General features: G+C 62.3%; 11 protein-coding genes. 5 read left to right on the top strand and 6 right to left on the bottom strand.

Translation table 11 applies throughout. From position 1 onward, the window contains the following. Positions 1-76 precede the first annotated feature (76 nt). From RA20_RS08845 to RA20_RS08825, 5 genes are all read left to right on the top strand, one after another. The gene (locus RA20_RS08845; protein ID WP_082017951.1) at positions 77-1,006 is read left to right on the top strand and encodes an ornithine cyclodeaminase family protein; all 930 of its coding nucleotides are present in this window, start codon (positions 77-79) and stop codon (positions 1,004-1,006) included. Positions 1,007-1,023: 17 nt separating this feature from the next. After that, positions 1,024-2,208, top strand: coding sequence for an aminotransferase-like domain-containing protein (locus tag RA20_RS08840; protein WP_039126991.1), 1,185 nt, complete (start codon positions 1,024-1,026; stop codon positions 2,206-2,208). Between the two features lie 17 nt (positions 2,209-2,225). Next, positions 2,226-3,251: a succinylglutamate desuccinylase/aspartoacylase family protein gene (locus tag RA20_RS08835; RefSeq protein ID WP_039126989.1), complete on the top strand. Its 1,026-nt coding sequence runs from the start codon at positions 2,226-2,228 to the stop codon at positions 3,249-3,251. A gap of 154 nt (positions 3,252-3,405) precedes the next feature. After that, positions 3,406-4,326, top strand: coding sequence for a GlxA family transcriptional regulator (locus tag RA20_RS08830; protein ID WP_052248898.1), 921 nt, complete (start codon positions 3,406-3,408; stop codon positions 4,324-4,326). Beyond that, a complete protein-coding gene (locus tag RA20_RS08825) occupies positions 4,283-4,846 on the top strand; it encodes a GNAT family N-acetyltransferase (protein WP_052248897.1) in 564 nt (187 codons plus the stop codon). The genes RA20_RS08830 and RA20_RS08825 overlap by 44 nt, the downstream gene beginning before the upstream one ends. A 698-nt stretch (positions 4,847-5,544) precedes the next feature. Here RA20_RS08825 and RA20_RS08820 read toward each other — a convergent pair. The 6 genes from RA20_RS08820 to dctP form a co-directional block, all read right to left on the bottom strand. Then, the gene (locus RA20_RS08820; RefSeq protein ID WP_039126985.1) at positions 5,545-5,958 is read right to left on the bottom strand and encodes a universal stress protein; all 414 of its coding nucleotides are present in this window, start codon (positions 5,956-5,958) and stop codon (positions 5,545-5,547) included. 71 nt (positions 5,959-6,029) lie between these two features. Then, on the bottom strand, positions 6,030-7,544 hold the full coding sequence (locus RA20_RS08815; protein WP_039126983.1) for a malonate--CoA ligase: 1,515 nt from the start codon (positions 7,542-7,544) through the stop codon (positions 6,030-6,032). A 15-nt stretch (positions 7,545-7,559) separates the two neighbouring features. Then, positions 7,560-8,804: a malonyl-CoA decarboxylase gene (locus RA20_RS08810; protein ID WP_039126980.1), complete on the bottom strand. Its 1,245-nt coding sequence runs from the start codon at positions 8,802-8,804 to the stop codon at positions 7,560-7,562. Then, positions 8,801-10,117 carry a TRAP transporter large permease gene (locus tag RA20_RS08805; RefSeq protein ID WP_039126977.1) on the bottom strand — a complete coding sequence of 439 codons (1,317 nt, stop codon included), beginning with the start codon at positions 10,115-10,117 and terminating at the stop codon, positions 8,801-8,803. The genes RA20_RS08810 and RA20_RS08805 overlap by 4 nt, the downstream gene beginning before the upstream one ends. Positions 10,118-10,122: 5 nt before the next feature. Then, on the bottom strand, positions 10,123-10,665 hold the full coding sequence (locus RA20_RS08800) for a TRAP transporter small permease (protein WP_039127066.1): 543 nt from the start codon (positions 10,663-10,665) through the stop codon (positions 10,123-10,125). Between the two features lie 79 nt (positions 10,666-10,744). Then, positions 10,745-11,731, bottom strand: a complete 987-nt coding sequence (gene dctP, locus RA20_RS08795) for a TRAP transporter substrate-binding protein DctP (RefSeq protein WP_039126974.1) — start codon at positions 11,729-11,731, stop codon at positions 10,745-10,747. Positions 11,732-11,787: the final 56 nt, after the last annotated feature.

Below are 11,787 nucleotides of genomic sequence, written 5' to 3'. Positions count from 1 at the left end.
GCAGTCACAACGCTTGACGCCGCTTGATACTAGATAATATATTATCCGACAAAACCGGCAGCGGGAGGATAGCCAGTTGAAACTCTTCACCGACAGCGACATGCAGGCCGCCCTGCCTTGGGCTGCGCTGATTTCCGAACTGAAGGAGGCTTTTGCCAAAGGCGTCTCGCAGCCCCTGCGCACCTCGCATGCCGTGCCGGTGCCGGGCGAGCCGGACGCCACTTTCCTGGCAATGCCCGCCTGGGAGGAAGGCGGCAAGCTGGCGGTGAAGATCCTGTTCATCGCCCCGGGCAACTCAGCCCGCAATCTGCCCGCGGTGAACGCCAGCGTGATGGTGTTCGATGCGGTGACCGGCCAGGCCGAGGCGGTGATGGAAGGCGGCGAGCTGACCGCGCGGCGCACTGCCGCCACCTCTGCCCTCGCCGCAGATCAGATGGCGCGCAAAGATGCAAAATCGCTGCTGATCGTCGGCGCGGGCACCATCGCAGGAAACCTGATCCCGGCCCACTGCGCGGTGCGCGACTATGAAACGGTCAAGATCTGGGCCCGCCGCCCCGAGCAGGCCCAGGCGCTGGCCGGTCAGTTCGACGAGGCCGTCACTGTGGCCGCCGATCTAGACGCCGCCGTCGCCGAGGCAGATGTGATCGCCGCCGCCACCATCACCAATGAGCCGCTGATCAAAGGGGCTCTGCTGAAAGACGGCGCGCATCTGGATCTGGTCGGCGGCTTCACGACTGAGATGCGCGAGGCCGACAGCGAGGCGCTGAAACGCGCCGCCGGCGGCATCATCGTTGACACCTATGATGGCGCCATGGCTGAGGCCGGCGACATCACCCAGCCGCTTGCTGAGGGCACCATCACCCGCGCTGACATCGTGGGCGACATGGCCGAGTTGTGCCGCGGCGAGGCGCAGCCGCGCACCTCGGACAGCCAAATCACCGTTTTCAAATCCGTGGGGGCCGCGATCGAGGATTTTACCGCCGCCCGCATGGCCGCCGCATCCTGAACCTGACTGGAAAGACAATGACTGATTTCAGATTCGCCCGCCGCTCTGCCATTCTTGGCAAATCGGTGTTTGACCACGCGCCGGGCACTATCGCCCTGAATTCCGGCGCCGCCTACCCGCCCTGCCTGCCCGACGTGGTGTGCGAGGCGACCGAGGCCGTGGGCCCCCTGCGCGAAGAAGCCATGCAATACGCGCCGCTGATGGGCCTCGATGACCTGCGCGACGAGATCTGCAACTTTGTGGCCGAGGACGGCATCAAGGCCAGCCGCGAGAACGTGCTGGTCACCTACGGCTCCAAAAGCGCCTTTGATCTTGCCCTGCGCACCTTCTGCGAGGCAGGCGACACCGTGATCGTCACCCGCCCGACCTATATGACTGCTGTCCACATCATGCGCACCCACAATGTGCGCTTCCTGGACATCGGTCAGGATGAGGAAGGCTTCTGCGCCGACGAGCTGGAAGAAAAACTGCAGCGGATGGAAAACAACGCGGAAGCGATGCCCAAGCTCCTGTTCGACGTGCCGGACTTCCACAACCCGACCGGCGTCACCACCTCGCTGGCGCGCCGCAAAAAGATGCTGGAACTGGCGCAGCGCTATAACTTCGTGATCTGCGAGGACGACCCTTACCGCCGTATCCGCTTTGAGGGTGACGTGATCCCCTCAATCAAATCCCTGGACACCACCGGCCATGTGATCAGCCTCGGCACCGTGTCCAAGATCCTCGCCCCTGGCCTGCGCGTCGGCTGGGCGATCGGCGACGCCGGCGTGATCCGCCGCATGGCGATGCAAAAGGCCGATGGCGGCTCCAACGCCTTTGCACAGCGGATCGTGGTGCAGCTGATGCAGTCCAACAAGATGGCGCATCACATCGACGAGATGATCCACCAGATGCGCATCCACCGCGACGCGATGATCGAAGCCTTTGCCGAACACATCCCCGAAGCCATCATCAAGGCCCCCAAAGGCGGCTATTTCCTTTGGGCGACCCTGCCCGAAGGCACCGATGCCGAGCGGCTGGTCGAACTGGGCATCGCGGAAGGCGTCGAGGTCTCCTCGGGCCGCCTCAGCTTCCCCAATGACGATCCCGGCAACTGCATCCGCATGGCCTACAGCTTCATCACGGTGGACGACATCAAGGACGGCATCGCCAAGCTCGGCGCGGCCTGGCGCAAACTCCAATCCCAAGCTCAAGCGGCATAAAAAGAAGGAATATTCCCATGCCCTGCCCCAAAGTCTCCCTCGCACCTTCATGCGAGATCGATCTGGACGCCGAAGGCAAGCAGCACGGCTACGTGCGCATCCAGTTCTCCTCCGACCGCTCGGCCTATGGCTGGCTGCCGATGCCGATCATGTCGATCAAAAACGGCGACGGCCCGGTTGCCGTGATCATCGGCGCCAACCATGGCGACGAATACGAAGGTGTCTCGATCTGCAACGGCCTCTATCAGGAGCTGGAGCCCGAGGACATCAAAGGCCAGATCATCTTCCTGCCCGCAGCCAATGCGCCCGCCTTCTATGCCGGCCGCCGCACCTCGCCGCTGGACTGGACCGGCGAAGCCAACCTGAACCGGATGTTCCCGGGCAACCAGTACGGCTCCCCGACCGAGATGATCGCCTGGTACATCACCAATCACATCGTGCCGCGCGGCGACGCCTTCTTTGACCTGCACTCGGCCGGCAAGTCAATCGACCACCACCCCTCGGTGAAAATCCGTCTGATGGGCGACGCCCAGAAGGACGCGATGCAGATGAAGTTCCTGGAGCTGTTCGGCGCGCCGCTGGGCATCGTCGGCGACCGGGTGCATGAAACCACCCTGTCTGGCGAGATCCTGCCCCAGGACAAGATCTATCTCTCCACCGAACTCGGCGGGGCCGGCAAGATCCGCCCCTGGATCCGCGAATTCGGCTTCAACGGCATGAAGCGCTGCATGCGGGAAATGGGCCTCTTCGTCAAAGATGAGCACCTGCCCGAGCCCGAGCACAAGGTTGCGCTCAAGGCGATGCAGACCGGCGACCACTATATCTTTGCAGGCAAGGACGGCATGTTCGAGCCGGTTGTGAACCTGGGCGATGTGGTCGAAGACGGCCAGCTGGCAGGCTACATCTGGAACCTGAAAGAGCCGTGGGAAAAGCCGGAAGAGCTGCATTTCAACAAAGGCGGCGTGGTGTTCTGCAAACGCACGCCAGCGCTCTGCGAAATCGGCGATACCCTGTTCTTCACCCTCAGCGATTATGAAGGCTGACCGGAATCTCTCTGCACGGCCCCCTGGCTCCTTGGGGCCGTGCTCAGCTGGAAGCGCCGGATCTGGCAATGGCAATGTGCTGGCGCCCGCCCCCTCTCTCCCCCGGGACCTGGCGCAAAAGTCTTTTGCGTTCTTCCTTCTGCCCGGCGCTTCCATGCTTAGTTTCAGCTCGGCAATCGAACCCCTCCGGATTGCCAATCAGCTGGTGGCACAGACGCTTTACACCTGGCACACAGTGTCCGAAGACGGCGGCAGCGTAACTTGCTCCAACGGCACTGAACTGGCCGTTGACGGGCCGCTCTCCAATGCTCCGCAGGCCGATTACTCCCTCATCGTTGCAGGCTCCGCAACGCAGCAGACCGCGCAAGACCCTGTAATCAGTTGGCTGCGGCGCAAAGCGCGGTTTGGCGGCACAGTTGGCGCCGTCTCTGGCGGCACCAGGATGCTGGCCGAGGCAGGCCTGCTGAAATCCGGCGGCTTCACCCTACATTGGGAGGACCGTCTGGGCTTTTGCGAACGCTTCCCAGAACTGGAGCCGCAGGACCAGCTGTTCTGTGCTGATGGCCAGATTCTTACCTGCAGCGGCGGCACAGCAGCGCTGGACCTGTCGCTGCACCTGATTGCCACCCACCACGGCCAGCGCTTTGCCCGGACCGTATCAGACATGTGCGTCCATGCAGGCCTGCGCAGCGGGCAGGAGCGGCCGCAAAGCTCGCTTTCCTATGTGCTCGGCAGCCGCAGCCCGCATCTGGTGAAGGCCGCGGGCATTATGGCCGAAAATCTGGAAGACCCCTTGCCTTTGCAGGAAGTCGCCCGGCGTGCAGCCATCTCGCGCCGCCATATGGAGCGGCTGTTCAGCAACCACACCGGCCGCACTCCCGCGCATTACTACCGCGATCTGCGCCTGGAACGCGGCCGTAAACTGCTGAGCGAAACCGACTACCGGCTGCCGGCGATTTCCGCCGCCTGCGGCTTTGCCAGCACTTCCGCCTTTGCCCGCAACTTTAAAAGGAAATTTGGCATTGCTCCCGTTGAATACCAGTCCCGCAGACACCCCGGCACCCGCCGCAGCTGAAGCTCTGGCGGATGACAAAGGAGTAAAGATCACGCTCAATCCCGAAAATTTCGACGATTGGCCTGGCTTGCTGGGGCTGTTGCGCCACGCGTTTGCCCGCACTGTTGGCAGGGTCGACCCGCCCAGCACCGTCTACTGCTGCACCGCAGCAGACTTAGCGCAGCGGGCCGCAAGCGAGCACTTGATGATTGCCATAGAAGGCAACCGGCTGGCCGGCTGCCTGTTCCTGAAGGAACAGGAGAACGCACTGTTCCTGGGCCGGTTTGCCATTCAATCAGATTACATGGGCGGCGGGCTGGCCCGCCGGATGATCAGCTGCGCCGCCACCCTCGCCCGTCAGCGCGGCAAAAGCCATCTGGTGCTGGAAACCCGCACCGCATTGGTGGAGAACCAGGCCAAATTCCGCGCCCTGGGGTTTGAAATCACTGGCGGACGCGCCCATCCGGGATATCACGGCATTACCACCTTCCGTATGGCACGTCGGCTGGACGGTGACTGCCAGCCGCACTGGTCAAGATAAGGCCGCCCCGTGCACCCGTTCCAAGACGACCCGTTCCCAAAGGCAACAAGATAAAGTCTGCTTCAAGCTAGGTTTCCATGAAATGCATCATTGATTGAGCTCTCACCCGAATTTCGGGTATCCTGTCGCTCGGCACTTCGCAGGAAAGCAGCCGCGTTGCGGCAGAGCACTCTAAACTATAACAAAAACCATTAGCAACTTAGCGCCAAACGCATACAGCCTGACGAAGGGGATGTGTGTCTGCCTGCATCTCGCGGGAGATGTTGGTTGCAGGAGCAGGCAACCGCAGTATCCCACCTGCCCTCTCCGCAGTCATTTAAACGCGTGGTAGCGCACAGATAACGGCAGCTTAACGCTGGAACTGGAGTTTGCGGAAGCCTGCAAACACACCTGGTTGACGCCTTGAGGCTGGCCGAACGCCGCAGCGCAGCTTTTACGATTCAACAGTTCGTGCATTGCGCAGCATTTCGGAAGGCCGAAGAAACGTGTCCGTCGTCAGGGATATTGGGACAGATGGCTGTCTGAGCTAAGAGAGGATCTGGCTCATCTGGTTGTTGTGATTATGCGTCAGCTTTGAGCACGAAGGCAACCATTGCAAACTCGCGTTCACCGTTCCGGGTTAATTGACTCGACCTGTCCGACACCGGCCGGTGGCCGAAATGACGCGTCACGATGCGGCTTCCCCGAAAGGCAAGCCTTCACCGGACTACGTGAACTGAGCACCGTGCCTGGCGCACGACGCGTGCAGCTGTGGAACCAAGGAAAAGATCCTGCATTCCTGGTCGATGGCTGGCCAGGACGATGCAATCCTTCGCGTTCTCTTCGGCGTAATCGAGGATGCTGCGGGCGCTGTGGCCTTCCACCACCACGATCTCCGCATCCCGCAAGTCTCTTGCCAGGGGGGCAAGTTTTCCAGTGACGGTTGAGCGCGCGGTTTCCATGTGGTCCTCCGGCAGCTGGTCGCTGGCATATTGCGGCAGCTGCTCCAGCACGTGCAGCACGGTGATCCGGCCGCCGCTGGCGCGGATGGCGTCAGCGATTTCCAGCGCTTGGGCGGCATTGCGGCCGGCTTCAAAAGAGACCGGGACCAGAATGTTGTTGTATTTCGGCATAGTGAGTTTCTCCGGTGAAAAAGGCGGCGGACGCTCCGCAAAGCCGAGGCGCCTGCCCAGGGAGAGGAGTGTCAGGACGCAAACATGTCTTTGTACTGGTCGCGCAGAATGTTCTTCTGGACCTTGCCCATGGTATTGCGGGGCAGTTCATCCAGCAGGATCAGCTGGCGCGGATGCTTGAAGCGGGCCAGCGCCTGGCGCACAGCCTCCATCATGGCGTCCAGATCGGGAGACTGGCCGGGCTCAGCGATGACAACACCCAGCACGGTCTCGCCAAAATCCGGGTGCGGCACACCGATGACAGCGCTTTCCAGCACGCCGGGCTGGTCGTCCAGCATCAGCTCAATCTCCTTGGGATAGATGTTGTAGCCACCCGAGATGATCAGATCCTTGTTGCGGCCGACGATATGGACATAGCCGTCTCCGTCGATCTTGCCGAGGTCTCCTGTGATGAAGAACCCGTCTTCGCGCAGTTCCGCGGCGGTCTTCTCCGGCATCTGCCAGTAGCCCTTGAAAACATTGGGGCCGCGCACTTCGATTTGGCCGACATCCCCTTGCGACAGGGTCTCGCCGCTGGCCGGGTCGGTGATTTTCAGCTCGACGCTGGGCAGCGGGAAGCCAACGGTGCCTGCACGGCGGTCGCCTTCAAACGGGTTGGAAGTGTTCATATTGGTCTCGGTCATGCCGTAGCGTTCGAGGATCCGGTGGCCGGTTCGCTCTTCGAACTGGACATGGGTCTCCGCCAGCAGAGGCGCTGAGCCGGAAACGAAGAGGCGCATATGCTGCGTGAGCTCACGGGTGAAGCGATCATCGCTCAAAAGCCGTGTGTAGAAAGTCGGCACCCCCATCAGGCTGGTCGCCTGCGGCATGTGCTGCAACACCGCGTCGAGGTCGAATTTCGGCATGAAGATCAGGCTGCCGCCCGCCGCCAGGGTCACGTTGGTGGCCACGAACAGCCCGTGGGTGTGGAAGATCGGCAGCGCGTGCAGCAGCACGTCATCGCTAGTGAACCGCCACTCCTGTGCCAGGGTCTCGGCATTAGACAAGAGATTGTTCTGGGTCAACATCGCCCCCTTGGAGCGGCCGGTGGTGCCGGAGGTGTAGAGGAAGGCGGCAAGATCATCGCCATCCCGGTCAACCGTGGCATAGGAGAGGGGCATAGCAGCGGCCTGGTCCATCAAAGTTCCGGAACCGTTGGCGTTCAGCGTCTCGATCCCGGCGCCGAGACCGCTGGCGATGGGGGCTAGAGTGACCTCGCTGCGAGCATCGCAAATCACCACTGATGCACCACTGTTTTCGATGAAATAGGTGAGTTCATCGGCGGTGTAGGCGGTGTTCAGCGGCAGAAAGATCAGCCCGGCCTGTGCGCAGGCGGCATAAAGCGCCAGCGCCTCGGGAGATTTCTCCACCTGCGCCGCCACCCGGTCGCCCGGCTTCAGCCCGGTCTGGGCCAGGACATTGGCGATCTGGGCAGCCATGCCGAGGAAGTCCTGATGGGTGATCACTTCGCCGTTCAGCAGATGCAGGAAGGGCGTGGCCTTGCCAGCGTGGATGCCGAAAAGCCGGTCAAACAATGGATTTACCATGGGGTTTTGCCTTTCTTAAGCCTGTGCACTGGCGGATGCCGCAAGGGATTGCACCTCGGCGGAGGCCGCGACCTGTTGGGTGGCGGCGAAGTGCTCGTGGTTCTGGGCGGTTTTCTTGAGGTCGTAGAGGTAGTTGACCATGGTGCTGCCGGACTGGGCGCGGCCCTTGTCCGAGGTGTCTGCATCGGCGTGGACCGCATGCACGATGGCGCCGTTGCCCAGGTGGAAGCGGGCGACCGGGTCATAGGGCAGCCCGCCCTTGCCCTTGGCCGTCAGCAGGTATCGGGCGGCGGTGGCGCGCATTTCTTCCGGGTCTTCCTCATTCCAACGCAGCCCTTCCTGTTTCACCCATTTGGTCAGGCCGGGGATGGGCGAGAGGGTGACGAAAGTATCAAGCCCCGACAGCTCGGCCGCCAGATCGCTCGCCACTTGCTTGATCAGCGAGTTGCCGAAGGAGATGCTGGCCAGCCCGGCCTGGCAGTTGGAGATCGAGTAGAACACCGCGGTGGTGGCGTCTTCGGCGGGCATCGCCTCGCGGTCCTCGGTCAGCAGCGCCTGCACCGAGACAGGAATGCCCTTGGTCAGGGCCACTTCGACAAAGATCAGCGGCTCGTCCGGCATTGACGGGTGGAAGAAGGCAAAGCAGCGCCGGTCCGAGGGCTCCAACCGGCGGCGCAGGTCGTCCCAGCTGCCGATGGCATGCACCGCCTCGTAGGCGATGATTTTTTCCAGGATATGCGCCGGGCTTTCCCAGCTGATCGGGCGCAGCACCAGGAAACCGCGGTTGAACCAGCTTGCAAAGAGATGGCGGAAATCGAGATCCAGCGCCTCCAGCTCTGGCTCTCCCCGGCCCAGCCGCAGCAGGTCCGCCCGCATCCGCACCAGCGCGCCGGTGGCATTGGGCACCCGGTTCAGGCGGCGTATCAGCTCCTGCCGGCGCGGCTCAGAGGCCTCCATGAAAGCGCGGTAGGTGTCCTTGGAGGTGTTCTTCTCGTAGGCCTCCAGCGTTTTACGGACAGTTTCGGGCGCGATGTTCATGCCGCTGGCCAGCTGGCGGAAGAAGGCGGATTTGCCCTCGTCCTCCAGCGCGGCAAAGCGGGTCAGGATTTGCTCTGCCAAAGCCAGCCCCGAGGTTTCCCCGGTGGAGCCGACCAGCGCGCTGGCCAGCTCCTCCAGCGGGCGGCCGTCCGGCTCCGCGGCGGTCTCGCGACGCTGGCGCCGCTCGAACACCGTGGACAGGAGATCAGCAAAGAGGGTCATAGCGCCGCTCCCATCACCAGGTCGGGCAGCCAGGTGGCCAGGCCCGGGAACAGGCAGAGGAGGACAATTGCCACCGCCATGCAGGCCACGAAGGGCAGCGAGCCGGTGAGGATGGTCTTCAGCGAAATGTCCGGAGCAATGCCATTGATCACATAGAGGTTGAGGCCGACGGGCGGCGAGATCAGGCCGATTTCCATGTTGATGGTCAGCACCACAGCAAACCAGATCGGGTCGAAGCCAGCAGTGGTGATGATCGGCAGCAGGATCGGCGCCGCCATCAGGATCACCGCAACCGGCGGCAGGAAGAAGCCGGCGATCAGCAGGAAGACGTTGACCGCTCCCATCAGCACCCAGCGGTTCACATCCAGCGTGCCGATCCATTCGGCAATCGCCTGGGTGATGAACAGCGAGGACAGCATGTAGGAGAACACACCGGCGGCAGCGATGATGAAGAGTATCATCACGCTTTCCTTGGTGCTGTCGCGCAGTACCACCCACAGATCGCGCGGATTCCACAGCTTGTAGATAATCATCGCGATCATCAGGCAGAGGAGCGCGCCAACCGCAGCGGTTTCCGACGGCGTGGCGATGCCACCGTACATGGCGTAGAGCACGCCGAGGATGATCGCCAGGAAAGGCAGAACGCGGGGCAGGATCTCAAACCGCTGGCTCCAGGTGTAGCTGCCCGAGCCAAGGCGGGTGGCATCGCCTGAACGCCAAGTCGAATAGAGCGACCAGGCCATGAACAGGCCGACCAGCATCAGCCCCGGGATCACCCCGGCCAGGAACAGGCGGCCGATCGAGGTCTCAGTGGCGATGCCGTAAACGATCATGGTAACCGAGGGCGGGATCAGGATGCCCAGAGTACCGCCCGCAGCGATGGAGCCGGCTGCCACGCCATCCGGATAGCCGCGCTTGCGCATTTCCGGGATGCCCATCTTGCCGATGGCGGCACAGGTTGCAGGCGAGGAGCCGGACATGGCGGCAAACAGGGCGCAGGCGCCAAGGTTCGAAACCACCAGCCCGCCGGGAATGCGGGTGAGCCAGCGCTCCAGCGCCTCATAAAGGTCGGCGCCAGCCCGGGTGGAGGCGATCGAGGCGCCCATGATGATGAACATCGGGATCGACAGCAGCGCGAAGTTGTCGAGCTTGCCGAACAGGATTTCCGGCATCAGCTCCAGCGAGCGGGGACCGTCAAAGGTGATCAGGAAACCGGCGGAGACAATCAGCAGGCCAATGGCCACGGAGACGCCGGAGAACAGTACGAGAATGGTGGCCAGCGCCACAATGCCGCCAAGCAGAAGCGGGTCCATCGGCTTTACTCCAGTCCAAAGGGTTTATCGATGCCGGTCAGCACGGCCACCAGATCTGCAATCAGTTGCAGCAGCAGCAGGCCGAACCCGACAGGGATCGCGAGGTAGGGGATCCACAGGCGCACGCCCCAGACGGTGTCCGACCGCCAGCCGCGCTCCCAGGCGAAATGCCAGTACTCAAAGCCGTACCAGAGCATGATCGCGACGATGACGATTGAGAGCCCTGAGGTGAGCACCGCCAAGGCAAAGCGCCCGCGCGGCGCCAGCGACAGCGGGATCAGGTCAACATTCACATGGCCGCGCAGGCGCTGCACATAAGGCAGCCCCACCAGAGTGGCTGCGATGATCAAATAGATTACGGCCTCGGTCTGCCAGATGGTGGAGCCGTTCAGCACAAAACGCACCACGATCATCTGGCAGGTGATGGCGACCGCGGCGACGATCATGCCGGCCGAGCACCAGCCCGCAAGGGTCGAAAGCGCCGCGACCAGGCGAAGAAAGGGATTGTTGCCGGCATGGGCAATGGCTGCATTGCTTTGGCTGGCCATCATCGCCTCCCGTTGTTGAAGAAGTTGAGGGGGAGCGGAGCGGCGCAGGGGCCGCTCCGGCGGCAGTCAGGCGAGGGGGTCACTCAACTGCCAGCGCCAGGTCGAGCAGTGTCTGCCCGTCCGGAACCTCATCGACGAACTTCTGGTAGGAGGTCTCCATCGCCAGCTTGCGCCAGGCTTCAAAGTCCTCCGCCGACATCTCGGCAATCTCGACACCGGCATCGGCAAAAATCTTGGCCGAGGCGGCGTCCTGCTTCTTGGCCTCTTCCAGATAGAAGGCCTGCGCCTTTTCCGAGGCCGCCAGCAAGGCGTTTTGCTGGTCTTCGCTGAGGCCGTCGAAGGTGCGCTTGTTCATCAAGAGCGGCTGATACATGAACCACAGAGCCACATCGCCTGCGGGGGTGTAGCAGCTGACCTGCTCGTAGATCCGGTAGGAGACGAAGGACGAAGAAGAGGTATTGGCCGCCTGCAAGACTCCGGTCTGCATAGCGTTGTAGATCTCGGAAGACGCCATTGAAGCAATCGATGCACTTGCACCGGCCAGCATCTGCTCAAACGACTTGCCGGCTGCCCGGGTTTGCAACCCTTTCACGTCCTCGGGCTTGGTGATGCACTTGTCCTTGCCGGCAAAACCGCCTGCCAGGTAGCCATGCACCAGCACCATCACACCATCCTCGGCCATCTTGGCCTCCAGCGCCTCCATGAAGGGCGAGTCGCTCAGGCGCGCCGCGTGATCGTGGTTTTTCACCAGTCCCGGCATCAGGGTAAGGTTATAGGCAGGCTGCTGGCCGCCGGCGTATGAAAGCGGCAGCACCGTCATGTCCAGCTGGCCGCGGCTCAGCGGCTTATACTGCTCGCGCGGCTTGAACAGCGATTTCGAGCCGAAGATCTTGATGTTCAGATCCACATCCGCAGCAGCCACCTCGTCGGCGACAATCTGAGCGACCTGATGGCGGATGTCCTTATTGGACCATTGATGCGACAGGCGCAGCTCGGTTGCGTTTGCCAGGCTGCCCGCAGCAGCAAGCGCCAGTCCGGCCACGGCGGCCTTCAAAACAGATTTCATTTTTTCCTCCCTTAAAACTCTCCTGGCGGACCAGGGGATGGCAAAAGGGTAAACGT

It is taken from the genome of Leisingera sp. ANG-Vp, from assembly GCF_000813725.1.
Taxonomy (GTDB): Bacteria; Pseudomonadota; Alphaproteobacteria; order Rhodobacterales; family Rhodobacteraceae; genus Leisingera.
The sequence above is the reverse complement of the archived record's forward strand: the minus strand, read 5'-3'. Positions and strand labels throughout refer to the sequence as shown.